Annotated in this window: 21 protein-coding genes; 9 read left to right on the forward strand and 12 right to left on the reverse strand. The window is 73.0% G+C overall.

The window, feature by feature from the left end; translation table 11 throughout:
- The first annotated feature begins 10 nt into the window (after positions 1 to 10).
- Positions 11 to 2,140, forward strand: a complete 2,130-nt coding sequence (locus DZA62_RS10630) for an elongation factor G-like protein EF-G2 (protein ID WP_116948851.1) — start codon at positions 11 to 13, stop codon at positions 2,138 to 2,140.
- Positions 2,141 to 2,200: 60 nt separating this feature from the next.
- On the opposite strand, the gene DZA62_RS10635 is transcribed toward DZA62_RS10630, so the two are convergent.
- The 8 genes from DZA62_RS10635 to DZA62_RS10670 form a co-directional block, all read right to left on the reverse strand.
- Positions 2,201 to 3,703, reverse strand: coding sequence for a S10 family peptidase (locus DZA62_RS10635; protein ID WP_116948852.1), 1,503 nt, complete (start codon positions 3,701 to 3,703; stop codon positions 2,201 to 2,203).
- Positions 3,704 to 3,746: 43 nt separating this feature from the next.
- Positions 3,747 to 4,256, reverse strand: a complete 510-nt coding sequence (locus tag DZA62_RS10640; RefSeq protein WP_232827352.1) for an HIT family protein — start codon at positions 4,254 to 4,256, stop codon at positions 3,747 to 3,749.
- Between the two features lie 2 nt (positions 4,257 to 4,258).
- Positions 4,259 to 6,232, reverse strand: a complete 1,974-nt coding sequence (gene thrS, locus DZA62_RS10645) for a threonine--tRNA ligase (protein WP_116948853.1) — start codon at positions 6,230 to 6,232, stop codon at positions 4,259 to 4,261.
- Between the two features lie 58 nt (positions 6,233 to 6,290).
- Positions 6,291 to 7,151 (reverse strand): ATP-grasp domain-containing protein, encoded by an 861-nt coding sequence (locus DZA62_RS10650; RefSeq protein ID WP_116948854.1) that lies wholly within the window; start codon positions 7,149 to 7,151, stop codon positions 6,291 to 6,293.
- A gap of 252 nt (positions 7,152 to 7,403) precedes the next feature.
- Entirely contained in the window at positions 7,404 to 9,800 is a 2,397-nt protein-coding gene (locus tag DZA62_RS10655) for a [protein-PII] uridylyltransferase (protein WP_269813868.1), read from the reverse strand.
- Positions 9,797 to 10,135: a P-II family nitrogen regulator gene (locus tag DZA62_RS10660; RefSeq protein WP_116948856.1), complete on the reverse strand. Its 339-nt coding sequence runs from the start codon at positions 10,133 to 10,135 to the stop codon at positions 9,797 to 9,799. Before DZA62_RS10660 ends, DZA62_RS10655 begins: the two co-directional genes overlap by 4 nt.
- A gap of 4 nt (positions 10,136 to 10,139) precedes the next feature.
- Positions 10,140 to 11,435: an ammonium transporter gene (locus tag DZA62_RS10665; protein WP_116948857.1), complete on the reverse strand. Its 1,296-nt coding sequence runs from the start codon at positions 11,433 to 11,435 to the stop codon at positions 10,140 to 10,142.
- 129 nt (positions 11,436 to 11,564) lie between these two features.
- Positions 11,565 to 12,590: a LacI family DNA-binding transcriptional regulator gene (locus DZA62_RS10670; RefSeq protein WP_116948858.1), complete on the reverse strand. Its 1,026-nt coding sequence runs from the start codon at positions 12,588 to 12,590 to the stop codon at positions 11,565 to 11,567.
- 157 nt (positions 12,591 to 12,747) lie between these two features.
- Between DZA62_RS10670 and DZA62_RS10675 the strand changes: the two genes are divergently transcribed.
- From DZA62_RS10675 to DZA62_RS10690, 4 genes are read left to right on the forward strand one after another with little or no spacing between them, the layout of a single operon-like run.
- Entirely contained in the window at positions 12,748 to 14,082 is a 1,335-nt protein-coding gene (locus DZA62_RS10675; RefSeq protein WP_116948859.1) for an extracellular solute-binding protein, read from the forward strand.
- 1 nt (position 14,083) lies between these two features.
- The gene (locus DZA62_RS10680) at positions 14,084 to 14,992 is read left to right on the forward strand and encodes a carbohydrate ABC transporter permease (RefSeq protein ID WP_116948860.1); all 909 of its coding nucleotides are present in this window, start codon (positions 14,084 to 14,086) and stop codon (positions 14,990 to 14,992) included.
- A complete protein-coding gene (locus DZA62_RS10685; protein WP_116948861.1) occupies positions 14,989 to 15,822 on the forward strand; it encodes a carbohydrate ABC transporter permease in 834 nt (277 codons plus the stop codon). The genes DZA62_RS10680 and DZA62_RS10685 overlap by 4 nt, the downstream gene beginning before the upstream one ends.
- A 21-nt stretch (positions 15,823 to 15,843) precedes the next feature.
- Positions 15,844 to 18,159: a glycoside hydrolase family 3 N-terminal domain-containing protein gene (locus tag DZA62_RS10690; protein WP_116948862.1), complete on the forward strand. Its 2,316-nt coding sequence runs from the start codon at positions 15,844 to 15,846 to the stop codon at positions 18,157 to 18,159.
- A gap of 44 nt (positions 18,160 to 18,203) precedes the next feature.
- Here the strand turns inward: DZA62_RS10690 and DZA62_RS10695 are convergent, their stop codons facing one another.
- Positions 18,204 to 18,593 (reverse strand): YkvA family protein, encoded by a 390-nt coding sequence (locus DZA62_RS10695; protein ID WP_116948863.1) that lies wholly within the window; start codon positions 18,591 to 18,593, stop codon positions 18,204 to 18,206.
- A gap of 57 nt (positions 18,594 to 18,650) precedes the next feature.
- On the opposite strand from DZA62_RS10695, the gene DZA62_RS10700 reads away from it, so the two are divergent.
- Together DZA62_RS10700 and DZA62_RS10705 are read left to right on the forward strand one after the other, a co-directional pair.
- Positions 18,651 to 18,962: a hypothetical protein gene (locus DZA62_RS10700; RefSeq protein WP_116948864.1), complete on the forward strand. Its 312-nt coding sequence runs from the start codon at positions 18,651 to 18,653 to the stop codon at positions 18,960 to 18,962.
- Positions 18,959 to 19,375, forward strand: coding sequence for a MerR family DNA-binding protein (locus DZA62_RS10705; protein WP_116948865.1), 417 nt, complete (start codon positions 18,959 to 18,961; stop codon positions 19,373 to 19,375). Before DZA62_RS10700 ends, DZA62_RS10705 begins: the two co-directional genes overlap by 4 nt.
- A 73-nt stretch (positions 19,376 to 19,448) precedes the next feature.
- On the opposite strand, the gene DZA62_RS10710 is transcribed toward DZA62_RS10705, so the two are convergent.
- The gene (locus tag DZA62_RS10710) at positions 19,449 to 20,684 is read right to left on the reverse strand and encodes an MFS transporter (RefSeq protein ID WP_116948866.1); all 1,236 of its coding nucleotides are present in this window, start codon (positions 20,682 to 20,684) and stop codon (positions 19,449 to 19,451) included.
- Between the two features lie 106 nt (positions 20,685 to 20,790).
- Entirely contained in the window at positions 20,791 to 21,183 is a 393-nt protein-coding gene (locus tag DZA62_RS10715; protein WP_116948867.1) for a pyridoxamine 5'-phosphate oxidase family protein, read from the reverse strand.
- A gap of 86 nt (positions 21,184 to 21,269) precedes the next feature.
- Here DZA62_RS10715 and DZA62_RS10720 point away from each other — a divergent pair, with 86 nt between their 5' ends.
- Positions 21,270 to 21,938: a response regulator gene (locus DZA62_RS10720; RefSeq protein WP_232827353.1), complete on the forward strand. Its 669-nt coding sequence runs from the start codon at positions 21,270 to 21,272 to the stop codon at positions 21,936 to 21,938.
- Between the two features lie 21 nt (positions 21,939 to 21,959).
- Positions 21,960 to 24,344: an HAD-IC family P-type ATPase gene (locus DZA62_RS10725; protein WP_116948869.1), complete on the forward strand. Its 2,385-nt coding sequence runs from the start codon at positions 21,960 to 21,962 to the stop codon at positions 24,342 to 24,344.
- Here the strand turns inward: DZA62_RS10725 and DZA62_RS10730 are convergent.
- Complete coding sequence (locus DZA62_RS10730; protein WP_198663627.1) at positions 24,326 to 26,041, reverse strand: sensor histidine kinase; 1,716 nt, start codon at positions 26,039 to 26,041, stop codon at positions 24,326 to 24,328. The two genes, DZA62_RS10725 and DZA62_RS10730, sit on opposite strands and share 19 nt — an antisense overlap.
- Positions 26,042 to 26,251: the final 210 nt, after the last annotated feature.

The raw sequence follows: 26,251 nt of genomic DNA on the forward strand, positions 1-26,251 counted from the left end.
AGGCTGGCGCATGGCGACACGGCACCAGACAGGAGAGCAGGGCGACGCCGGAGGCGTACCTCCGGCCGACGGGGTCGACGTCCGCAACGTCGCCCTCGTCGGCCCGACCTCCGCCGGCAAGACCACGCTCGTCGAGGCCCTCCTCGTCGCGTCCGGGACGATCCACCGGGCCGGCCGGGTCGAGGACGGCACCACCGTGAGCGACCACGACGAGAGCGAGATCCGCCAGCAACGGTCGGTCGGGCTCGCGCTCGCCCCGCTGCTGTACGAGCAGACCAAGATCAACCTGCTGGACACCCCCGGCTACGCCGATTTCGTCGGTGACCTGCGGGCCGGGCTACGCGGCGCCGACTGCGCCCTGTTCGTCGTCTCCACCGCCGAGCCGATCGACGGCACGACGCGGCTGCTGTGGGCCGAGTGCGAGGCGGTCGGCATGCCGCGCGCCGTCGTCCTCACCAAGCTGGACCACCCCCGGTCGGACTTCGCCGGCACGCTGGCCGCGATCCGCGGCGGCTTCGGCGACCGCGTGCTGCCCCTCTACCTGCCCAGCGGGACGGACTCGCTGGTGGGCCTGCTGAGCGAGCGGGTCTTCAGCTACGACGACGGCCGGCGCCGCGAGCGCGACCCGTCGCTCGACGAGGCCGCCCGCCTGGAGGAGGCCCGCGGCGAGCTGATCGAGGGCATCATCGAGGAGTCCGAGGACGAGACGCTGATGGAGCGCTACCTCGGCGGCGAGCACATCGAGCTGAAGGTGCTGATCGACGACCTCGAGCAGGCGGTCGCTCGCGGCTCCTTCCACCCCGTCATCCCCGTCTGCTCCGCGACCGGCCTGGGCACCCAGGAGCTGCTGGAGGTCATCGCGGGTGGGTTCCCCGCGCCGGCCGAGCACCCGCTGCCCGAGGTGACGTCGCTGAACGGCACGCCGCGCGCCGGCATCGCCGCCGACCCCGCCGGCCCGCTGCTGGCGGAGGTCGTCAAGACCACGTCCGACCCGTACGTCGGCCGCGTCAGCCTGGTCCGGGTGTTCTCCGGCACGCTGCGCCCCGACGCGACGGTGCACGTCTCCGGCCACTTCCTCGCCGACCGCGGGCACGAGGAACACGACGAGGACGAGCGCATCGGCGCACTGTCCTGCCCGCTCGGCAAGACGCAGCGGCCGGTCGGTGAGGCACACGCCGGCGACATCGTCGCCATCGCCAAGCTGTCGCGCGCCGAGACCGGCGACACGCTGTCGGCGAAGGACGACCCGCTGCTCATGCGGCCGTGGGCGATGCCCGAGCCGCTGCTGCCTTTCGCGATCGTCCCGTCCGCCAAGGCCGACGAGGAGAAGCTGGTGCTGGGCCTGGCCCGGCTGGTCGCCGAGGACCCGACGCTGCGAGTGGAGAACAACGGCGAGACCCACCAGCTGGTGCTGTGGACGATGGGCGAGGCGCACGCCGACCTCGTCCTGGACCGGCTCAGGACCCGCCACGGCGTCCACGTCGACACCGTCGCGCTGCGGGTGCCGCTGCGCGAGACGCTGGCCGGCAAGGCGAACGGCCGCGGCCGTCACGTCAAGCAGACCGGCGGGCACGGCCAGTACGCCGTCTGCGAGATCGAGGTCGAGCCGCTCCCCGAGGGCGCCGGCTTCGAGTTCGTCGACAAGGTCGTCGGTGGCGCGGTCCCCCGCCAGTTCATCCCGTCGGTCGAGAAGGGCGTGCGGGCGCAGATGGAGCGCGGCACCGTCGCCGGTTATCCGATGGTCGACATCAAGGTGACGCTCTACGACGGCAAGGCGCACAGCGTCGACTCGTCGGACATGGCCTTCCAGACGGCCGGCGGGCTGGCCCTGCGCGAGGCTGCCTCGACGGCCGGGGTGAACCTGCTCGAGCCGGTCGACGAGCTGTCCGTCATGGTCCCGGACGACTACGTGGGCTCCGTGATGGGCGACCTCGCCGGCCGGCGCGGGCGGGTGCTCGGGACGGAGGCCGTGGGCGCGGGGCGCACGGTGGTGCGCGCCGACGTGCCGCAGACGGAGATCGTGCGGTACGCGATCGACCTGCGCGCCATGAGCCACGGCACCGGCACGTTCACCCGGCGCTACGCCCGCTACGAGCCGATGCCGCACAACCTCGCCGCCAAGGTGACCGCCGGCGGCTAGCGGCCCTCTCCCATGATCATCGGCGTTCGACCACACCATCGTGTGGTGGATCGCCGATGATCACTGCGACCCGCCGGTGGTCCGGCGCACGAAGTCCGCGAGGTCGGCGCTCTGCCGCAGCCGGCTGGGCTCGTGCACGTACATCATGTGGCCGGCCTCGTAGTACCGGCGCTCGATGTTGCCCTGCAGCTCGGCCGGGATGTTCAGGTGAGCGAGGTCGTCCTCGGCGCAGGAGAACGGGGTGGCGCCGTCGTAGTAGCCGAAGGCGACGTGGACGCGCAGGTGCGGGTTCTGCCGCATCGCCCGGGAGAGGCGGTCGAGCACCGACACCGGCGCGTTCTCGAACTCCTTGTAGCTCCACTTGCCGATGACGTCCTGGCCGAACACGTGGAACGGCGAGGTGTCCTCGACGCCGAGTTCGGCGCGCACGTAGTGCTGGTACGCCGTCGCGTACGGGCCGAGGATCGCGTCCATGGACGGGTCGGCGTCCATGCCGTCGGCGATGCCGTCGCCGGCCGGTCCGGTGAACCGCGCGTCGAGCCGGCCGACGCTCAGGCCGTCGGCGCGGCGCAGCTCGGTGAAGTAGCGCCAGTGCTCCGGGCGCAGGTCGGCGCGGGCGACGTAGTCCTCGCTCACCCCGGTCAGCCGGGCGAGGGTCGCGACGGCGTCGGCGCGCTCCCGCGGGGTCAGCCGCGACCCGCGGGCGAGCACGTAGAGGTAGTCGCGGGCGGCGTACGCCTCGGCCTCGGCGACGACGTCGCGCAGCTCCCGGCCCGGGTGTTTGCCGTGGTAGTGCGCGGTCGCGGCGTAGAACGGCAGGTAGCGCGCGTAGGCGTCGTCGTTGCCCACCTGGAATTCGGCCACGCCGAAGTTGAGGACGCAGGAGATCAGCATGAGCCCGTTGAGGTACATGCCGGTGCCCTGCAGGTGCTGGGCGAGCGCCGACGCGCGGGTGGTGCCGTAGGACTCCCCCGCCAGGAGCTTGGGCGAGAGCCAGCGTCCCTCCGCGGTGACCCACTGACGGATGATCTCGCCGACGGCCTCGATGTCCGCGGTGAACCCGTGGAAGTCGCCCGCCTTCTCGCCGTCGACGACCCGGGAGCGCCCGGTGGAGACGGGGTCGATGAACACGAGGTCGCTCACCGCGAGCAGCGACTCCGGATTGTCCGCCAGACCGTACGGCGGCGGTGCCAGCGCACCGACGTCGCCCATGACGACGCGGCGCGGTCCGAGCACACCGAGGTGCAGCCACACGCTCGCCGAGCCCGGCCCGCCGTTGAACGCGAAGGTCACGGGCCGAGTGCCGGGCTCGACGTCGTCGAGGGTGTATGTCGTCAGGCCGACCTGGGCGCGCGGCCGCCGGCCCTTCCACACGTCGTCCTCGACCTTGTCCTCCCACAGCACGACCCGGCCGGCCTTGGCCGTGTAGCGCAGCGGGCCGTCGGGGGTGTCGAGAACGTGGTGGCTGGTGACCAGCTCGTCCTCGAGGTGCCGTGCGCCGGCGTCCGAGGCGGGCTCGGAGCCCGGTGTGCTGGACCGCGAGTTGGGGTCGGCGTCGCTCATCGCCGCCGACCCTATCGGTGCCTGCCCAGAGGCAGTCGCCGGGTCAGGCCGGCCAGGCGGCGGCCAGCAGGGCGCGGGTGTCGGCGAGCAGCTGCGGCATGATCTTGGTGTTGTCGAGGACGGTCATGAAGTTGGCGTCGCCGTTCCATCGCGGCACGACGTGCTGGTGCAGGTGCGACGAGAGCGAGCCGCCGGCGACGCCGCCGAGGTTGAGGCCGACGTTGAAGCCCTGCGGGCGGGACGCCGCCTTCACCGCACGGACGGCGTCCTGCGTCATCGTCGTCAGCTCACGCGACTCGTCGTCGGTGAGGGTCTCGAGCTCGCCGGTGTGGCGGTACGGGACCACCATGAGGTGACCGGGGTTGTACGGGTGCAGGTTGAGCACCGCGAACGCCGTGCGGCCGCGGTGCAGGATCAGCCCGTCCTCGTCGGACTTCTCCGGGATGGCGCACAGCGGGCAGCCGTCGCCGTCGCGCCCGTTGCCCGGCTCGCCGGTGATGTACGCCATGCGGTACGGCGTCCACAGGCGCTCCAGGCGGTCGGCCTCGGGCACGGTCAGACCTGGATCCGGCGCGCCACGGCGTCGGCGATCTCGGCGACCGCGTCGTCGACCGGGACGCCGTTCTTCTGGCGGCCGTCGCGGTAGCGGAAGGAGACCGCGTCCTTGGCGACGTCGTCGTCGCCCGCGATGAGCATGAACGGGATCTTCTGCTTCTGCGCGTTGCGGATCTTCTTCTGCATGCGGTCGTCGGAGTCGTCGACCTCGACCCGGATGCCCTTCTCGCGCAACTTCGCCGCGACGGCCTCGAGGTAGGGCACGTGCTCGTCGGCGATCGGGATGCCGACCGCCTGCACCGGCGCCAGCCAGGGCGGGAACGCGCCCGCGTAGTGCTCGACCAGCACGCCGATGAACCGCTCGATGGAGCCGAACTTCGCCGAGTGGATCATGACCGGCTGCTGCCGCGACCCGTCGGCGGCCTGGTACTCCAGCTCGAACCGGGCCGGCTGGTTGAAGTCGAGCTGGATGGTCGACATCTGCCAGCTGCGGCCGATGGCGTCGCGGGTCTGCACCGAGATCTTGGGGCCGTAGTAGGCGGCGCCGCCGGGGTCGGGGACCAGTTCGAGCCCGGAGGCCGTGCCGACCTCCTCGAGGATGCGGGTGGCGGTCTCCCACTGCTCGTCGGTGCCGATGAACTTGTCGGACTCGGGGTCGCGGGTGGACAGCTCGAGGTAGTAGTCGTCGAGCCCGAAGTCCTTGAGCAGCCCCAGCACGAAGTTCAGCAGGTGCGTGATCTCGTCGGCCGCCTGCTCCTGGGTGACGTAGGAGTGGGAGTCGTCCTGCGTCATGCCGCGCACGCGGGTGAGGCCGTGCACCACGCCCGACTTCTCGTACCGGTACACCGAGCCGAACTCGAACAGGCGCAGCGGCAGCTCGCGGTAGGACCGGCCACGGGAACGGAAGATCAGGTTGTGCATGGGGCAGTTCATGGCCTTGAGGTAGTACGAGCTGCCCTCGAGCTCCATGGGCGGGAACATGCCGTCGGCGTAGTACGGCAGGTGCCCGGAGGTCTCGAACAGGCCCTGCTTGGAGATGTGCGGCGTGCCGACGTACTGGAAGCCCTCCTCGAGGTGCCGGCGGCGGACGTAGTCCTCCATCTCCCGCTTGATGACGCCGCCCTTGGGGTGGAAGACCGGCAGGCCGGAGCCGAGCTCGTCGGGGAAGCTGAAGAGGTCGAGCTCGCGGCCCAGCTTGCGGTGGTCGCGCCGCTCGGCCTCGGCCAGCCGCTCGAGGTACTGCTTGAGGGCGTCGCGGCTCTCCCAGGCGGTGCCGTAGATGCGCTGCAGCTGCGGGTTCTTCTCGCTCCCCCGCCAGTAGGCGGCGGCGACCCGCATGAGCTTGAACGCCGGGATGTTCCGCGTGGTGGGCAGGTGCGGGCCGCGGCAGAGGTCCTTCCAGGCCAGCTCGCCGTCGGGCTTCACGTTGTCGTAGATGGTCAGCTCGCCGGCGCCGACCTCGGCGGACGCGCCCTCGAGAGTCGCGGCGGCCTGTTCCGATTTCAGGCCGATGAGCTCGAGCTTGTACGGCTCGCCCGCCAGCTCCGCGCGCGCTTCGTCGTCGCTGACCGGGCGGCGGACGAACGACTGCCGCTCCTTGACGATCTGCTGCATGCGCTTCTCGACGCTCTTGAGATCGTCGGGGGTGAACGGCTCGGCGACGTCGAAGTCGTAGTAGAAGCCGTTCTCGACCGGCGGGCCGATGCCGAGCTTGGCCTCGGGGTACAGCTCCTGCACCGCCTGCGCCATGACGTGCGCCGTCGAGTGACGAAGGATGTCGCGGCCGTCGCGGGAGTCGATGGCGACCGGCTCGACGTCGTCGCCGTCGGCCAGCACCCGGGCGAGGTCGACCAGCGTTCCGCCGACCCGCGCCGCGATGACCGCGGGGGCGTCGGCGAACAGCTCGGCCGCCGTCGTGCCCGCACCGACCTGTCGCTCGCTTCCGGCGACGACGATGCGGATCTGTTCGGACACGACTGCTCCTCGGTCTCGTGCGGTGGCGGCCGGGTTCGGCCGGGGTCGATGGTATCGGTTAGACGCGAGCGAGGATCGCCCGCGCCAGACGTTGCGGGGCGCCCGGCGACGTGGCCAGGAACAGGCTCGGCTCGGTCAGCTCGACCTCGAGGATGACCGGCGTGCCGTCGGGGCCGGGAATGGTGTCGACGCGCGCGTACAGCAGGGTGTCGCTGCCCGGGATGGCGTCGAGCGTGCGCCGGGCCAGCTCACGCTCGGCGGCGGTCGGCTCGCGCGGGTCGATCTGCTCGCTCCACAGCGGCCGGCCGTCGCGGAGGTCGGGCCCGTCGAGCAGGGCGCCCTTGCGGATGGCGTGGCTGAACGCGCCGCCGATGTGCAGCATGGCGGTCTCGCCGGCGGTGTCGACGGCGCTGAGGTAGGGCTGCAGCATGACGATGGAGCCGCGGTCGAGCAGCTTCCGGGCATGAGCGACGGCGAGGGCGCGGTGGCCGGTGTCGTCGAGCCGGTACCGGCCGGTGTCGGCCGAGCCCGCGCTGACCGACGGCTTCACGACGTACTCGCCCTCGTGCGGCAGGTCGGCGGCGTCGCCCGGAGCGAGCCACGTGGTGGGGACGACCGGCAGCCCGGCGGCGGCCAGTTCGCGCAGGTACACCTTGTCGGTGTTCCACTCGACCACCTTCGCCGGGTTCAGCAGCCGCGGCACGGCGTGCGCCCAGGCCAGGAACTGCTCGCGGCGGCGCGCGTAGTCCCACGGGTTGCGCAGGACCACGAGGTCGAAGGCCGCCCAGTCGACGGCGGGGTCGTCCCACACCGGCGTGGCGACCTCGACGCCGAGCGACCGCAGCGGCTCGACCGCCAGCTGGTCGTCGGTGTCGAGGTCGGGCAGCTCGGCACAGGTGACCAGGGCGACGCGAGGCATGCTGGGTCCTTTCGGTGTCTTCGCAGGCGACAGCGCCGACGATACCCGTCGATACTGACACCGCGGGCGGACGGAACCGACGGCCGACATGATCATCAAGGATCTGTGGCGCCATGACCCACTGGATCCTTGATGATCATGGAACCGGGCGCCGGGAAGCGGCCGGTGAACAGCGGCGACCACAGCGAAGCCGGTCGCCGACCCCAGCGGACCAGGGACGAGGCGATACATCGTCACCAGGTACCACGCGTTCTAGGGTGAGGTCTCGGTGACGTCCTCGGCGGCGGCGACGGCCGCTTCCTCGGCCGCCGCGGACAACGGCGCGCCGGTGTCGTCGACCAGATAGAAGACGTCGATCGCCTCCGACCCGAGCGTCCCGACGACGGCCGACCGGACGACGACGCCCGGCCCGCTGAGCGCCGTCGCGAGCCGATGCAGCAGGCCGGGCTCGTCGTGGGCGCGCACCTCCAGCACCGTCGCGTCCGCCGACACGTCGCGCAGCAGCTCCACCCGCGGCCGGGCGTGCTGGATCACCCGCCCGCGCCACTCCGCCGCCCGCGCGGCCAGCCGCTCCCCCACGTCCAGACTGCCGCCGAGCGCCCGTGCGACGTCCTCGCGCAGCCGGACCTCGTCCGGGCCGCCGCCACGGCGTGCGACCACCCGCCAGACCAGTACGGCGGCGTCGCCGGCGGTGTAGGCGCTGGCCGAGCGGACGTCGAGGCGGTGCAGCGCCAGCACGCCGGCGACGATGCCGAGCACCCGCGGCCCGCGCGGCGCGACGACGGTGACGGTGCTCAGCCCGCTCGCGTCGCCGTCGGGCGGCGCGACCTCGACGGCCGGCGCCCCGGCCGCGGGCGTGCTGAGGTCCCGCTCGGACGGGGTGCGGCCCGGACCCATGGGCGGGCGCCGACCGACCTCCTCCGCGAGCGCGGCCTGCTCGTCCGTCAGGCGGCCGGGCTCCGGCGGCGCGGCGCCGGCCAGCACCCGCCGGGTCCGCTCGACGAGGTCGCCGACCAGCCGCGACCGCAGCGGCGTCCACGCGATCGGCCCGGCGGCGGTGGCATCGGCCTCGGTGAGGCAGGCCAGCAGCTCGAGGAACTCGCGCGTCCCGACGGCGTCGACCACCGTCGCGAGCGTGGCCGGGTCGTCCGGGTCGCGGCGGGTCGCCGTCTCGGGCAGCAGCAGATGGTGCCGGACCAGCCGGCCCAGCGTCAGGGCGTCGTCGTCGCCCAGCCCGAGCCGGCGGCCCAGCGCGGCGGCGATCGGCTCGCCCGCCTCCGAGTGGTCGCCGGGGACGCCTTTGCCGAGGTCGTGGACGAGCGCCGCGAGCAGCAGCAGGTCCGGCCGGGAGACCCGGCGGGTCAGCCGGGACGCGACGGCCGCGGTCTCGACCAGGTGCCGGTCGACGGTGTGCCGGTGGACGGGCGTGCGGGTGGCGCGGTAGCGGATCCGCTCCCACTCCGGGAACCAGCGCACCACCAACCCGGCCGCCTCGAGCGCGTCCCACACCGGCACGATGCCCGGACCGGCGCCGAGCAGGCTGACCAGCGCGTCCAGGGCGGGCGCCGGCCATGGCTCGGGCAGCGGCGGGCACTCGGCGGCCAGCCTCGCCAGCGTCCGCGGGCCCGGCACCAGGCCGGCCTGCGCCGCGGCGGCGGCCGCCCGCAGCGGCAGGACGGCGTCGCGGGCCGGATCGGCGTCGCGCGCCAGCACCACCTCGCCGTCGTACTCGTCGACCCCGTCGCCGAGGGCGCGCCGGACCAGCTGCTGGCGCCGTCCGCGCCGCCGCCGGCCGGCCAACGTCCGCTCGACGTCGCGCCAGGTGACGTCGGAGGCGTAGGCGATGCTGCGGCCGGCCTCGGCGACGCGGCGCAGCAGCGGGTCCGCGTCCGGCAGCCCGAGCGTCGCGGCGACGTCGTCCTGGTTCTCGAACAGCAGCCGGTCCTGGCGCCGCCCGGTGGTGCGGTGCAGCGCGTCGCGGACCGTCAGCAGCCATTGCCGGGCGAGGTCGACGCCGCCGGTGCGCGGGCGGTCGGCGATCCAGGACGCCGTCACCGCGCGGAGCGCCAGCGTGTCGCGCAACCCGCCGTAGGCCTGGACGAGGTCCGGCTCGAGCAGGTGGGCCAGCTCGCCGACACTCGCCGCGCGCTCGCGGCACATCGCGGCCAGCTCCGGCAGCCGGGCCGCGGCCTGCTTGCGCCAGCCGTCGCGGACGTCGGAGCGCAGTTGCTCCGTCAGCGCCTCGTCGCCGGCCACGTGCCGGGCGTCGATCAACCCGAGTGCCGCCTTCAGGTCGGCGGCGGCCACGTCGAGCGCCTGCCCGAGCGTGCGGACCGAGTGGTCCAGCGCCAGGCCGGCGTCCCAGACGGGGTAGAACACGGCGTCGGCGACGGCGGCCGGGTCGCCGCGGCCGGTGACCAGCAGCAGCACGTCGAGATCGCTGCCGGGCAGCAGTTCGCGCCGCCCGTACCCGCCGATGGCGACCAGCGCGTACCCGCGGCGCGCGGTGGCCGGCACGTCCGCGAACAGACGCGCCAGCCACCCGTCGGCCAGCTCCGAGAGGGTCTGGGCCCGCTGCGCCGCGCCGAGGCGGTCGTCGTCGACGATCGCCCGGCGCAGCGCGACGAACCGGTGGGTCGAGGCGCTCAGAGCGCTTCCGGCCCGGTCTCCCCGGTACGGACCCGGATGACCGCCTCGGCCGGCGTGACCCAGATCTTGCCGTCGCCGATCTTGCCGGTCCGGGCCGCCTCGGCGATGACGCCCAGCACCTGGTCGACGTCGAAATCGTCGACCAGCACCTCCAGCCGCACCTTCGGCACGAGGTCGACGGTGTACTCGGCACCCCGGTAGACCTCGGTGTGACCCTTCTGCCGCCCGTAGCCGCTGGCCTCGGTGACGGTCATCCCGTTGACGCCGAACGCCTCGAGCGCCTTGCGCACCTCGTCCAGCTTGAACGGCTTGATGACGGCGGTGACGAGCTTCATCTGGTCACGCTCCCTGTGCGGACTCGGCGCGGGCGGCGGTGACGGCCGGTGCGCTGCGGGTGGGTCCGGCCGACGTCGAGGTCAGCTCGTAGCCGGTCTCGAGGTGGCTGTTGAGGTCGATGCCGTCGACCTCCTCCTCCTCGCTGACCCGGAACCCGACAGTCTTGTCGATGATCTTGCCGAGCGCGTAGGCCACGACGAACGAGAACACGATGACCACCGCGGCCGCGACCGCCTGCCGCCAGAGCAGGTCGACGCCGCCACCGTAGAACAGGCCCTCGGGGCCGCCGGTGAAGTCGGCGGAGGCCAGCAGGCCGATCAGCAGCGTGCCGATGACACCGCCGACCAGGTGCACCGCGACCACGTCGAGCGAGTCGTCGTAGCCGAAGCGGTACTTCAGCCCGACGCACAGGGCGCACACCGCGCCGGCGACGACACCGATGACGATCGCGCCGATCGGGCTCACGAACGCACAGGCCGGCGTGATGGCCACCAGGCCGGCGATGGCGCCGGACGCCGCCCCGAGCGTCGTCGAGTGCTTCTGCTTCACGACGTCGACCAGCAGCCAGCCCAGCACCGCGGCCGCCGTCGCCACCAGCGTGTTCACGAACGCCGCCGACGCCAGCCCGTTGGCGCCCAGCGCCGAACCGGCGTTGAACCCGAACCAGCCGAACCACAGCAGCCCCGCGCCCAGCAGCACGAACGGCAGGTTGTGCGGCCGCATCGGCTGCTTCGGCCAGCCGACCCGCTTACCCAGCACCAGCGCCAGAGCGAAGCCCGCCGCGCCGGCGTTGATGTGCACGACGGTGCCGCCGGCGAAGTCCAGCGCGCCCAGCTCGGCGATCCAGCCGCCGCCCCACACCCAGTTCGCCACCGGGAAGTACACGATGGTCGCCCACAGCGGCACGAACAGCGCCCACCCGCGGAACGTCGCCCGCTCGGCGACCGCGCCGCTGATCAGCGCGACCGTGATGATCGCGAACACCGCCTGGAACCCCACGAAGGCGAACTCCGGGATCGGCGCCGAGGCCATGCTGTCCACGCCCACGCCGTTGAGGCCGAACTTCCCCAGCCCGCCGATCAGGCCGCCGTGGCTGCCGTCGAAGGCCAGCGAGTAGCCCCACAGCACCCAGATCACCGGCACGATCGCCAGGCAGAGGAAGCTCATCATGAGCATGTTGAGGACCGCCTTGGCGCGCACCATGCCGCCGTAGAAGAAGGCCAGTCCAGGGGTCATGAGCAGAACGAGAGCCGCGCTCGTGAGCACCCACGCGGTATCGCCCGCGCTGAGTTCGGGCATCGTTGGCTCCTAGCCGAGTCGGAACGCCGGCCCGTTCACAGGCCGGCCACGTCCCTGTGATCGTGACGACTCGTCGTTACTCAGGCGTGCGGCAGCCATTACGGCCAGGTGACATGGACCACTCCTGGGTTACGAGTACGTGAACGCGGCGGTGGAGCTGCGTTCGACCAGGGTGGTCGCGAGCTCGAAATGGTGGGTCTCGGGGCGCTGCCCCTGCGCGAGCCCGAGCAGTGTCCGGAGCGCGACCCGGCCCATCTCGCGCATCGGCTGCCGCACCGTGGTGAGCTGGGGCGACGTCCAGGCTGCGGCGTAGGTGTCGTCGAAGCCGACGATGCTGAGGTCCTCCGGCAGGCGCAGGCCGCGCCGGCGGGCCTCCTCCATCACGCCCAGGGCCGACGCGTCGCAGCCGGCCACGATCGCGGTCGGCGGCTCCGGCAGGTCCAGTAGTTGCCGCGCCATCGCCCGGCCGTCCTCGTGACTGAAGCCCACCTGCAGCACCAGTGCATCGTCGACGGGGACGCTGCGGCTGCTCAGCGCCGCCAGGTGGCCGTGCAGCCGCTGCTGCGCGGGCCGCGACGCGGGCAGGCCGCCGGCGAAGCCGATGCGCCGGTGGCCGAGCCCGAGCAGGTGCTCGGTCGCCTGCAGCCCGCCGGACCAGTTGGTGGCGCTGACGCTGACCAGCTGGTCGGCGGTGCTCGGGTCGATCGACACGGGGTCGACGGCGACCAGCCCGAGGCCGGCGTCGGCGCAGGCGCGGACCTGCTCGGGGCTCACCTCGGTCGTGACGACGATCAGCCCGGCGTGGCCCTTGTCGGCCAGTCCGCGGAACCACGCCGGCGTCAACGCGCCGGACCCGGCCAGGTGCGTCACGACGACGTCGACGCCCTGCTCGAGACCCGCCGCCACGACGCCGGACAGCACCTGCGCCGAGTACAGGTTCACGAACGCGTCGAACAGGACGGTGACCGTGGGCGTGGTGCCGTGCACCCGCCGGCCGGTACTGGGAACGTAGCCCAGCGACCCGATCGCCTCCTGCACCCGCCGCCGCGTCGCCGCCGCGACGTCGCCGCGCCCGTTCAGCACCTTCGACACCGTCGCCTTCGACACCCCGGCGGCTTGCGCGACGGTGTCGAGAGTCGGCCGCTCTCCTCGCATGCGCCCGAAACTATTTCGACCAGGCCACTGTTGTCAACCCGTGATTGACGGCATTCACCTGCCTCGTTAAGCTCCCGAACCATCGAAACATGACCGCAACTGTTTCGAACCCATCGGCACCGGAGCCGCTGCTCCAACGAGGGACAGGGATGGCGCAATGAGGCACACCAGACTCCGGGCCGTGGCGGCAGCGACGATCACCGCCACGGCGCTCACACTCGCGGCATGCGGGGGCGCGAGCCCCGGCGACTCCACCGACGCCGGCACGGACGGCGGCGACGACGACGGTGGGACGGGCGGCGGCGCCGCCAGCGCCTGGATCCTCACCGGCGGCGGCTGGCCCGTCACGGCCGGCTCCTTCGAGCGCTGGAACGGCGAGCACGACGACCAGCCGATCGCCGTCGAGGAGTTCGAGAACGACGCCTACAAGGAGAAGATCCGCACGTCCGTCGGTTCCGGCGAGGCCCCGACGCTGATCATGAACTGGACCGGCGGCACGCTGGCCGACTACGTCGCCAACGACCAGGTCGTCGACATCGGCGCGCAGACCGCCGACCTCACCGGCCGGGTCATGGCGTCGGTCGCGCAGAACGGCGTCGTCGACGGCACCACGTACGCGGTCCCGATGAACGACGTCCAGCCGGTCGTCCTGTACTACAACGAGGACCTGTTCGCGCAGGCCGGCATCGAGGTCCCGACCACCTGGCAGGAGACGCTCGACGCGGTCGCCACGTTCGAGGACGCCGGCATCATCCCGTTCTCGCTGGCCGGGCAGAGCGTCTGGCCGGAGCTGATGTGGATCCAGTACCTCACCGACCGCATCGGCGGCCCCGAGGTGTTCCAGGCGGTGCTCGACGGCCGGCCGGACGCGTGGTCCGACCCGGCCGTCACCGAGGCGCTGACGAAGATCCAGGAGCTGGTCGACGCGGGCGGGTTCGGCGACGCGTTCGCGTCGGTCGCGGCCGACCAGAGCGCCGACGCCGCGCTGGTGCACACCGGCCGCGCCGCCATGCTGCTGCAGGGCAGCTGGGTCTACGCGACGTTCCACACCGACAACCCGGAGTTCGCGACGTCCGCGCTCGGGTTCACGACGTTCCCGACCGTCGAGGGCGGCAGCGGCGACCCGGCGAACATCGTCGGCAACCCGGCCAACTTCTGGTCGCTCTCCGCCTCGGCGAGCGAGGAGGCGCAGCAGACCGCGCTCGACTACATCAACCAGTTCGTCTACGACGACGACCAGCTCACCGCCATGCTCGACGCCGGCAGCGTGCCGCCGGTCGCCGGCCTGGAGGACCGCATCGCACAGAGCGACGACGCCGAGTACCTCGGCTTCGCCTACGGGCTGGTGCAGGACGCGCCGCACTTCCAGCTCTCGTGGGACCAGGCGCTCCCGGCCGACCAGGCGCAGGAGCTGCTGACGAACCTCAGCCAGATCTTCCTCGGCGAGATCACCCCGCAGCAGTTCGTCGACGCGATGAACGCCACGCTCTGACATGACGATCGTCCGACGGTCCGGTGCGGCCAGGATGCGCCGCACCGGACCACCGTTCTGGCTGGCGCTGCCGGCCCTCGTCCTGTTCGGCTGTTTCGCCCTGCTCCCCCTCGTCGGCGTCGCCGTCCTCTCGTTCATGGAGTGGGACGGCCTGGGCACGCCGCGCTGGGCCGGCACCGAGATCTGGCTGGACACCGTCACCGACCCCGCCACCCGTGCCGCGCTCTGGCGCACCGTCGTGTTCGTCGTCGTGTCGTACCTGTTCCAGGCGCCGGTCGCGCTGCTGCTCGGGGTGTTCACCGCCGGGCGGCAGCGGTACCGGGCGGTCTTCGCCGTGCTGTACTTCCTGCCGCTGCTGTTCTCGTCGGCGGCCATCGGCATCACCTTCCGGTCCCTGCTCGACCCGAACTTCGGACTGTCGCGGGCGTTCTCCCCCGGCACCCTGACCACGAACTGGCTGGGCGACCCGGACCTCGCGCTCTACGCGGTGATCTTCGTGGTCGGCTGGTGCTTCGTCCCGTTCCACGCGCTGCTCTACCAGGCCGGCGTCCGGCAGATCCCGGCGTCGCTGTACGAAGCGGCGACGCTGGACGGCGCCGGGCGGTGGCAGCAGCTCCGGCACGTGACGCTGCCGCAGCTGCGCTACACGATCGTGACGTCGTCGACGCTGATGCTGGTCGGCTCGCTCACCTGCTTCGACGTGGTGTTCGTGCTGACCGCCGGCGGGCCGGGCGAGGCGACGCGCATCCTGCCGCTGGACATGTACCTCACCGGGTTCCGCAGCTATCAGATGGGCCCGGCCAGCGTCATCGCGGTGATCCTGGTGGTCATCGGGCTGACGTTGTCGCTGTTCCTCAGCCGGGTCTCCGGTGCCGGGCGGATGCAGAGCCAGCAGGCGGGTGCCGCATGAGCCGGCGCCGGATCCGCGAGACGCCGAACGTGCTGGGGGCACTCGGCGGCCTGGTGTGGGTCGTCGTCACGATCGTGCCGGTCTACTACCTGGTGCTCACCAGCCTGCGCCGGCAGCAGGACTACTTCGTCGAGAACCCGCTGCTGCCGCCCGCGGACCCGACGTTGGACGCGTACCGGCTGGTGCTGGAGAACGACTTCCTCCGCTACCTCGGCAACAGCCTCGTCATCACGGTCGCGTCGGTGGTCGTGATCCTCACCGTGTCGCTGATGGCGTCGTACTACCTGGTCCGCGCCGGCACGCCGCTGTCTCGCGGCACCCTGCGGCTGGTGCTGCTGGGCCTGGCCATCCCGGTGCAGGCGACGATCATCCCGGTGTACTACCTGATCGTGCGGCTCGGGCTGTACGACACCCTGGTCGCGTTGATCCTGCCGGCCGTCGCGTTCGCCATCCCGATCAGCGTGCTGATCATCGTGAACTTCGTCCGCGACATCCCGGCGGAACTGTTCGAGTCGATGCACGCCGACGGCGCCGGGCACGGTCGCGTCCTGGTGGCGCTGGTGCTGCCGCTGAGCCGCCCGGCGCTGCTCACCGTCGGCATCTACCAGGCGCTGCAGGTGTGGAACGGCTTCCTGTTCCCGCTGATCCTGACCCAGAGCTCGTCCGTGCGGGTACTCCCCCTGTCGCTCTGGACCTACCAGGGCCAGTTCGCCGTCAACGTGCCGGCGGTGCTGGCCGCGGTGACGCTGTCGGCGCTCCCCGTCCTGGCCGCGTTCATCGTCGGCCGCCGCCAGCTGGTGTCCGGCCTGACCGCCGGCTTCGGCAAGTGATCCCGACAGCGAAGGACCTCGATGACTGCTGACACCTGGGCCGGCCCGCACTCCGGGCCCTGGCACGACACCGGCCGGCCGCTCGCCGAGCGGGTCGACGCGTTGCTGGCCGCCATGACGCCGGAGGAGAAGGCCGGGCAGCTGGGCAGCTACTGGCACCGGCCGGCGGACGACCCCGGCGGCGACGTCGCGCCGATGGAGAGCGACATGACCGGGCCGGCCTCGTTCGAGGCGGCGATCGAGCACGGCCTGGGCCACCTCACCCGGGTGTTCGGGACGGTGCCGGTCTCGGTGCCCGACGGTGTCGCGGACCTGCGCGCCCGGCAGGCCCGGGTGGTGCGGGCGTCGCGGTTCGGTATCCCGGCTATCGCGCACGAGGAGTGCCTGACCGGGTTCACGGCGTACGGCGCCACCGTCTACCCGACGCCGCTCGCGTGGGGCGCCGCGTTCGACCCCGGCCTCGTCGAGGAGCTGGCCACGGCGATCGGCCGCGACCTGCGCGCCGTCGGCATCGACCAGGGGCTGTCGCCGGTGCTCGACGTCGTCCGCGACTACCGGTGGGGCCGGGTCGAGGAGTCGATCGGCGAGGACCCCTACCTGGTGGCGACGGTGGCGGCGGCGTACGTGCGCGGCCTGCAGTCGACCGGGCTGGTGGCGACGCTGAAGCACTTCGCCGGCTACTCCGCGTCGCGGTCGGCGCGCAACCACGGGCCGGTCGCGATGGGCGCCCGGGAACTGGCCGAGCTGCTGCTGCCGCCGTTCGAGCTGGCGATCCGCGAGGCCGGCGCCGGCTCGGTGATGCCGTCCTACGCGGCCGTCGACGGCGTCCCGCCCACCGCCAGCCACGCGTTGCTGACGTCGCTGCTGCGCGAGCAGTGGGGGTTCGACGGGACGATCGTGTCGGACTACTGGGCGGTCCCGTTCCTGCGGCGCATGCACCGGATCACGGCCGACGACGACGGCGCCGGCCTGCTCGCGCTGGCGGCCGGGGTGGACGTCGAGCTGCCGGAGACCGTCGGCTTCGCCGGTCTCGCGGCGCGGGTCCGGGAGGGCGCAGTCGTCCTGGACGCCGCGGCTCGCCGGGTGCTGCTGCAGAAGGGCCGGCTCGGCCTGCTCGACCCGGACTGGGCGCCACGCGCCGATGACGGCGTCGACCTGGACTCCCCCGCCAACCGCGCGCTGGCCCGCCGGCTGGCCGAGCGGTCGGTCGTGCTGCTGGCCAACGACGGGACCCTCCCGCTCGCGCCCGCCGCGAGCCGGGTCGCCGTCGTCGGCACCACGGCCGTCGAACCGCGCACGTTCCTCGGCTGCTACTCCTTCCCGAACCACGTCCTGGCCAAGCACGGCGGCGACGACCTCGGCGTGGCGGTGCCAACGCTGCTCGAGGCGCTGCGCGTGGAACTGGCGGACGCGACCGTGACGCACGCGACGGGTGCGGCGATCACCGGCGACGACCGGTCCGGCGTCGCCGCGGCGGTGGCGCTGGCGGCAGAGTCGGACGTCGCGATCGTCACGGTCGGCGACCTTGCCGGGCTGTTCGGCCGCGGCACGTCCGGCGAGGGCTGCGACGCGCCGGACCTCACCCTGCCGGGTGTGCAGGCCGAGCTCGTCGCGGCGGTGCTGGACACCGGGACGCCGGTCGTGCTGGTCGTGGTGTCCGGGCGGCCGTACGCGCTCGGCGACCTCGCGCCCCGATGCGCGGCCGTCGTCCAGGCGTTCTTCCCGGGCGAGGAGGGCGGCGCCGCGATCGCCGGGGTGCTGTCCGGGCGGGTGGACCCGAGCGGCCGGCTCCCGGTCGCCGTCCCGCGCACGGCGTCCGGCGCGCTGCCGACCTACCGTGCTGCTCCGCTCGACCAGCGCACGGACGGCATCTCCAACCTCGACCCGGCGCCGCTCTACCCGTTCGGGCACGGACTGTCCTACACGACGGTGACCTACGAGTCGCTGCTGCTCGACGCGCCGTCGATACCGGCGGACGGGCAGGTGGAGGTGACGGTGACGGTGCGCAACACCGGCGACCGCCCGGCGGACGAGGTGGTGCAGCTCTACCTCACCGACCACGTCGCCCAGACCGTCCGGCCGGTGCGCGAGCTGATCGGCTACCGGCGGGTACCGGTGGCCGTGGGCGAGACGCGCCGCGTCACGTTCACGGTCCACGCCGACCGCACCTCGTTCCCCGGCCTGGACCTGCGGCGCGTCGTCGAGCCCGGCACGTTCACGCTGGCCGCGGGGCCGTCCAGCGAGACGCTGCCGGTCGGCGCCGAGCTGGAGCTCACGGGCGCGCCGCGGGTGCTGGACGGCCCGCGCGTCATGACGACCCCATCCCGCCTCACCTGACCGTGGGTGGGTGGGGACGGGCGTCCTCAACCACCCACGCAGGGTCAGCGGACGCCGAGGAGCCGGCGCAGCAGGTCCGGATTGCCGGGCCAGGCCTCGAACAGCGCCTCGGACGGCACGCTCCTCGCGGCGTAGCGCAGCACCAGCGCGACCACGACGACGTCGTCGAGCGGGCCGATGACCGGCAGGAACTCCGGGACGAGGTCGATCGGCGAGAGCACCCACAGCATCGCGACCAGCACCGCCACCTTCGCGCGCCGCGGCACCCGTGGGTCGTGGCGCAGGCGGCGGGCGGCGGTGACGCAGTCGGGCAGGAACCCGGCGAGATCCTTGGCCAGGCCCGGGGGCAGTCGCCGGGCGAGGAGGAGCAACACCAGCCAGGTGAGGACCACCACCCCGGCCGCGACCAGGATCGCCTGCCACCAGCCGGCCACGGCCCACCTCCGCGAGGACTTGCAATCGGTACCCAGGTACGGGTTTACCGTCGGGGCATGGACATCGACGCCTCGTTCCTCCCACCATCGTGCACCCTGCCCACGGCCGACCGCCCACTGCGCCTGGCCGAGTTCGCCGGCCTGTTCGCCCGCTCCGCCCGCGAACCGCGGCGTGTCTCGCCGACCCGGCTGCGGCTCAGGCTCGACGACGACCCCGCCGTCCTCGCCACGGCCCGCGACCTCGCCGTCCGCGAGTCCGCCTGCTGCGCGTTCTTCACCTTCACCTTCGGTGACGGCGGCGTGCTGACGGTGGACGTGCCGCCGGCGCGGGCGGCGGTGCTCGACGGCCTGGCGCGGCTGGCCCGATGACGTTGCGCAGCGGCGAGCTGGCCGCCGCGGCCGGCGTCAACCTGCAGACGCTGCGCTACTACGAGCGACGCGGGCTGCTCACGGCGCCGGACCGCACGCTCGGCGGCCACCGCGTCTACCCGGACGGTGCCGTCACCACGGTCCGCATCATCAAGGCCGCCCAGCGGCTCGGCTTCACACTGGACGAGGTCGCCGAGCTGGTCGACACCGGCCGTGGACACGCCCGTTCCGACGCCGACCTGCGCGAGCGCGCCACGGCGAAGATCGCCGAGATCGACGCGCGGATCGCCGACCTCGCCGCCATCCGCGACACGCTCCGCGCGGCCGTCGACGCCGGCTGCCACGACCTGCGTGACTGCGCCGGCAGCCCGGACTGCCCGATCCCGTTCACCGGCCTGGCCCACGAGGCGTGAGCGCGCCCCGGGCGCGACGCCGCCCGGGGCGCGACCTGGGGGTCAGTGCTCCCAGTCCCAGCTGCGGTTCAGGTCACGATCGCGCATGGCTCCTCCTCTCCTCTGCTCGATGGACGGCCGGGCCGGGCTGGTCGCGGCCGCGCAGCAACGCCGCCCAGACCAGCACCGCGCCCAGCGAACCGGTGGCCGCGCACGCGGCGACGGCCACCGACGGCGGCAGCAGTTCCGCCAGCCCGCCAGCCAGCAGGACGCCGATGCCCTGCGCCGACTGCAGACCGGCCGACGCGAAGCCGATGGCGCGCCCGCGCATCTCGTCGGCCAGCTCTTCGGTGAACGCCACCTGCGCCAGCACCATGTAGGTCGCGAGCAGCCCGGACAGCGCCCACAACGCCACCGTCACCGGCAGCGGCGGGCCGGCGACCGTCGCCACCAGTGGAAGCCCGGTCGCGACGGCGAGCGGCGCCGTCAGCCGGTCCCGCCACACCCGCCGCACCCGGGTCACCAGGGCGGCGCCGACCACCGAGCCCGCGACGTCGGCCGCCATCAGCAGCCCCACGGCGGCCGCTCCGGCGCCGATCTGGTCGGCGTACGGCGCCGCGACGGCCTCCGGGCCCAGGAAGAGGCCGAACAGCCAGATCAGCGACACCAGCCCGAGCAGCCTCCGGTCACCGACCACCAGGCGCACGCCGGCCAGCGCGAAGCCGGACGGCCGCCGCGCGGCGTCCCCGCCGGGCCGGTGCGGCCGCAGCCCCCACCGCAGCAGCGCCGCCGACAGCAGGAACGTGACGGCGTTGGCGCCGAGCGCGACGTGCGGCCCGCCCGCCCACATGACCACCAGGCCGCCGACGGTGAAGCCGGCGATCTGGGCCAGCCCGTCGGTCGCCGTCATGATGCCCAGCCCGACGGCGAACCGGTCGCCGGTCAGCACGGCCGGCAGGGTCGCGGTACGGCCGGCGGCGAACAGCGGCTGCAGGCACGTCATCGCGACCACCAGCGCCGCGAGCAGCGGCAGCGGCATCCCGGGGATCGCCATCAGCCCGGCGAACGCCGCCCTTGCGACATCGACCGTCACCATCACCGTCCGGCGCGGATACCGGTCCGCCAGCCCGGCCAGCAACGGCGCCGTCACCAGCGGCGGCAGCAGGGTGAGCGCGTAGATCACTGCCGTCAGCCCGGCCGAGGCGGTCCGCTCGTACACCAGCAGCGCCAGCGCGACCCGGGCCAGCTGGTCGCCGACGCGTGACTGGGTCTGGGCCAGCCAGAGCACACGGAACTCGGCAACGCCGAACACCTCGCGCCAGCCGGCCATTCGTCCCTCCGCGCCGGCACCACACCGGCTCGGACCGACGGTAGGAGCGGGCTGCTTCAGTCCGTCTTCATCGCGTCTTCATCGCGGCCGGCCGGCGGGCGACGGGTCAGCCGGCCGCTCTGTCCGCCCGGGCGGCCGGCGCCAGCAGCGGGCCGATGCGCCGGCCGCGGACGATCTCCGGCCGAATCCGCAGGCCGTGCCCGTCCGCACTGGACCGCCCGATGGCGACCACGCACCAGCCGGAACGGCTGACCGGGTCGTACTCGTCGGCCTGGAACGCGACGACGCCCAGCCGGTCGGCCGGCGGCAGCGCGGGCGACGGGCCGAGCCGCACGACGACGTCCTCGCCGTCGAGCTCGAAGTGCACCGGCTCGACCGCCGGCAGCGCACCCTCGGTGAAGACCAGGCGGCCGATCGGGGCGCGCGCCAGCAGCGCGTAACAGGCCCGCCGGTCCAGCGGGTCCGCGCCAGCCGGGTCGGCCGGTGTCGAGGGATGCACCTGTCCCACGGTCCTCCGAACCGGCCCGTTCCGGAAGGGACGAAGGTCCTATGACGCCCCCCGCTGGCTGGGGTACCGTCGTTCGTGTGAGCACCGATCGTGTCGTCCGCGTGTTCCTGCTCGACGACCACGAGGTGGTTCGGCGCGGCGTGTCCGCTCTGCTCGAGACGGAACCCGACATCGAGGTGGTCGGCGAGGCCGGTACCGCCGACCAGGCCATGGCGCGCATCCCCGCCCTCCAGCCCGACGTCGCCATCCTCGACGTCCGGCTCCCCGACGGCGACGGCGTCACCGTGTGCCGCGAGATGCGCTCGCGTCTCCCCCACCTGCAGTGCCTCATGTTCACCTCCTTCGCCGACGACGACGCGCTCTTCGACGCCGTCATGGCCGGCGCGGCCGGCTACGTGCTCAAGCAGGTGCACGGCACCGACCTCATCGGCGCCGTCCGGGCGCTGGCCGAGGGCAAGTCGCTGCTCGACCCCGAGAGCACCGCCCGCATGCTCGCCCGGCTGCGCGACCGCGCCACTCGGGCCGACCCGCTGGCCGCGCTCACCGACCAGGAACGGCGCATCCTCGACCTCATCGGCGAGGGCCTGACGAACCGGCAGATCGGCGAGCGCATGTTCCTCGCCGAGAAGACCATCAAGAACTACGTCTCCAATCTGCTCGCCAAACTCGACATGAGCCGCCGCACCCAGGCCGCAGCGCTGTCGGCCCAGCTCAAGGCCGAGGCGAAAGACCATCCGGCCGGCTAGCCGCGCCGCTAGGGTCGTCACATGACCTCCGACCGGATGACGCTGCCGGCCGACATCGGACGCGGCCTCACGACGGCGGAGGTGGCCGCCCGCATCGCCGCCGGGCAGACCAACGACGTCCCCGCCCGGGCCAGCCGGGGCACGTGGGAGATCGTCCGCGGCAACGTCTTCACCCGCATCAACGCCATCCTCGCGGTGCTGTTCGCGATCGTGCTCACCACCGGGTCGATCCTCGACGGCCTCTTCGGCGCGATGATCGTCGCGAACAGCGTCGTCGGCATCGTGCAGGAACTGCGGGCCAAGCGCACGCTCGACCGCCTCACCATCGTCGGGCAGGCCCGGCCGCGGGTGCGCCGCGACGGCGTCGCCGTCGAGTTGGCCCCGAACGAGGTGGTCGCCGACGACGTCATCGAGATGAGCGCCGGCGACCAGGTCGTCGTCGACGGCGAGATCGTGGCGGCCGACGCTCTGGAGGTCGACGAGTCGCTGCTCACCGGCGAGTCCGACCCGGTCGTGAAGCACCAGGGCGACCCGGTGATGTCGGGCAGCTTCGTGGTGGCCGGCAACGGCGCCTACCGGGCGACGAAGGTGGGCCACGAGGCGTACGCGGCCCGGCTGGCCGAGGAGGCCAGCCGGTTCACGCTGGTCAACTCCGACCTGCGCAACGGCGTCAACACCATCCTGCGCTTCATCACCTACCTGCTGATCCCGGCCGGCGCGCTGTCGATCTACAACCAGTTGGCCGGCGACCAGGCGCTGCCCGACGCCCTGCGCGGCATGGTCGCGGCGCTCGTCCCGATGGTGCCCGAGGGCCTGGTCCTCATGCTGTCCATCGCCTTCGCGGTCGGTGTCGTCCGGCTCGGGCGGCGCCAGTGCCTGGTCAACGAGCTGCCGGCGATCGAGGGCCTGGCCCGGGTCGACGTCGTGTGCGCCGACAAGACCGGCACGCTGACCGAGAACGCCATGCGGCTGGCCGAGGTGCGCGACCTCGACGCCGACGCCGCCACGGTGCGCACGGCGCTCGGCGCGCTCGCCGCCGCCGACCCGCGGCCGAACTCCAGCCTGCAGGCCATCGCCGAGGCGCACTCGGACGACCCGGGCTGGCAGGTCACCGGGGTGGCGCCGTTCTCGTCGGCGCGCAAGTGGAGCGGCGCCAGCTTCGACGGCCACGGCGACTGGGTGCTCGGCGCGCCCGACGTCCTGCTGCCGGCGGGCGACGCCACCCGCGACGACGCCGAGCGGACCGCGGCCCAAGGGCTGCGGGTGCTGCTGCTGGGCCGCTCCGACCGGCCGGTCGACGCCGAGGGCGCGCCCGGCGCCGTCACCCCCGCGGCGCTGCTGGTGCTCGATCAGAAGGTCCGCCCGGACGCGAAGGACACCCTCGCGTACTTCGCCGAGCAGGAGGTCACCGTCAAGGTCATCTCCGGCGACAACGCGGCCTCCGTGGGCGCCGTGGCCGGCTCGCTCGGACTGCCCGGTGCCACGCACACCGTCGACGCCCGGACGCTGCCCGAGGACCGCGAAGCCCTCGCCGACGTGCTCGACGACAACGCCGTCTTCGGCCGCGTGTCGCCGGACCAGAAGCGGGCCATGGTCGGCGCGCTGCAGTCGCGCGGTCACACCGTCGCGATGACCGGCGACGGCGTCAACGACGTGCTCGCGCTCAAGGACGCCGACATCGGCGTCGCCATGGGCGCCGGCAGCCCGGCCACCCGGTCGGTGGCGCAGATCGTGCTGCTCGACAACAAGTTCGCCACGCTGCCGCACGTCGTCGCCGAGGGCCGCCGCGTCATCGGCAACATCGAGCGGGTCGCCACCCTGTTCCTCACCAAGACGGTGTACTCCGTGCTGCTGGCGTTCATGGTCGGCGTGCCCGGCCTGATCGGCTTCGACCCGCTGCCGTACCCGTTCTTCCCGCGCCACGTCACCATCACCGGCTGGTTCACCATCGGCCTGCCGGCGTTCGTGCTCTCGCTGGCGCCGAACACCGAGCGCGCCCGGCCCGGCTTCGTCGGCCGGGTCATGCGCACGTCGGTGCCGGCCGGCATCGTCATCGGGGTGGCCTGCTTCGTCTCGTACCTCCTCACCTACAGCGGGGCCGACGCGACGCAGGCCGAGCGCACCCAGTCCACCACCACGGCGCTGATCACGCTGACGATCATCGCGCTGTGGGTGCTGGCCATCGTGGCCCGCCCGTATGCGCCGTGGAAGATCGCGCTCGTCGTCGTCATGGCGGCGTCGTCGGCGCTGATGTTCGTGCTGCCGCTGACCCAGGACCTGTTCCTGCTCGACCCGAGCAACACCGGGTTCACGATCATCGGGCTGATCTGCGCGGGTGCCGGCGTCGTGCTGGTCGAGCTGATCTGGGCGTGGAGCGGGCGCGATCGTCAGGACGAGGCGGACTGAGCGCCGACCGGGACCACCCACTGCACCTCGGTGCCGCCGTCCGGCCCGGGCCCGGCGGTGAACGTGCCGCCCAGCCGCCCGGCCCGCTCGGCCAGGTTGGCCAGCCCGCTGCGGCGGGGTTCCGGCGGCAGCCCGACCCCGTTGTCGGTCACGACGACCCGCAACCGGCCGCCGGACAGCTCGACGATCGCGCCCACCCGTGACGCCTTCGCGTGCCGGACGACGTTGGACAGCGACTCCTGCAGCACCGGCACCAGCTGGTCGGCGATCTCGTCGGGCACGGCGTTGTCCAGTTCGCCCATGAGCTGCAGCCCCGGCGCGAACCCGAGCTGCTCCCGCGCCGACTGGACGACGGCGACCAGCCGGCCGCGCAGCGTGTCGGTGCGGTCCTCCTTGGACGACTGCAACGCGAAGATGGTCGAGCGGATCTGCCGGATGGTCGCGTCGAGGTCGTCGACGGTGCGCTCGACCCGCGCCGCGACCTCGGGCCGGTCGATCAGCCGGGCCGCGGCGGTGAGGCTCATCGCGCTGGCGAACAGCCGTTGGACGACGACGTCGTGCAGGTCGCGGGCGATCCGTTCGCGGTCGTCGACCAGCCCGTGCCGCTCGGACTCCTTGCGGGCGTCGGCCAGCTCCAGCCCGACGGCGGCCTGGCTGACGAAGGCCTGCAGCATGCGCACCGTCGGCGCGGCGAACGGCGGCTCGCCACGTTGCCTCGCCAGGACCAGCACGCCGCGCACCCGCGGCGGCGCGCCCAGCGGCACGAACAGCGCCGGGCCCGCCGGCAGCCGGTCCAGCAGCGGCGTCGGTTCGGCGCCGCGGCGGATCTCGGCGACGGCGCGCGGCTCGCCCGATTCCAGTACGGACTCCGACAGCGTGCCGGCGCCGGAGAACCGCAGGCCGTCCAGCATGTCGGCGTGATCGCCGTCGGCGGCCAGCACCCGCATGAGCCCGGGCGTCTCGTCGTCCGGGGCGACGACGAGCGCGGAGCGCGCCGTCGACATGGTCCGCGCGTGGGACGCGATCAGCGTCAGCGCCTCCTCGAGGGAGCTGCCCGACAGCAGCGTCTGGGTCACCTCGGCGGACGCGTCGAGCCAGGTCTCGCGCCGCCGGCTGGCGTCGTAGAGCCGGGCGTTCTCGATGGCGATGCCGGCGGCTGTGGCCAGCGCCTTGACGACGGTCTCGTCCTGCTCGTCGAAGTCGCGGCCGCCGTTCTTCTCCGTCAGGTACAGGTTGCCGAAGACGGCGTCGCGGACGCGGATCGGGACGCCCAGGAAGCTGTGCATCGGCGGGTGCCCCTGCGGGAACCCGTACGACTCGGGATGGCCGGAGATCTCCGCCAGCCGCAACGGCTCCGGCTCCTTGATCAGCAGGCCCAGCAGGCCACGCCCGTGCGGCCACTCCGCGATGCCGGCGATCTCGTCGGGCGAGACGCCGATCGGGATGAACTGCGACAGCTGGCCGTCGTCGCCGATGACGCCCAGAGCGCCGTAACGGCAGTCGACGAGGTCGATCGCGACCTCGACGATGCGCCGCAGGGCGACCTCGAGCTCCAGCTCACGCCCGATCGACACCACGGCCTCGAGCAATGAATGCACGCTGTCGCGGGCCTCCACGACGGCCTGCAACCGTGCCTGTACCTCCGTCAGCAGCCGATCGAGCGGCACCTTCGGGAGAAGCTGCTCAGACTCGTACACGATCAACCCCCTGCTACCCGGCTCAGTGTCGCATCGAGCAGCGGCGATGTCGAGGTCACCTCTGGACGAGAGTCCCGGTGGGCGCAGGACCTTGGTCCCATCGAACGGCGACCTTCGCCCCGTCCCAAGCAGCCCTCGCGGCGGTGCACTGGTGATGGGGCGGATCACAACAGCCGCACCCGCGGGGGATGGCTCGGGGCTGGCATCGGG

Source organism: Jiangella endophytica (assembly GCF_003427025.1).
Taxonomy (GTDB): Bacteria; Actinomycetota; Actinomycetes; order Jiangellales; family Jiangellaceae; genus Jiangella; species Jiangella endophytica.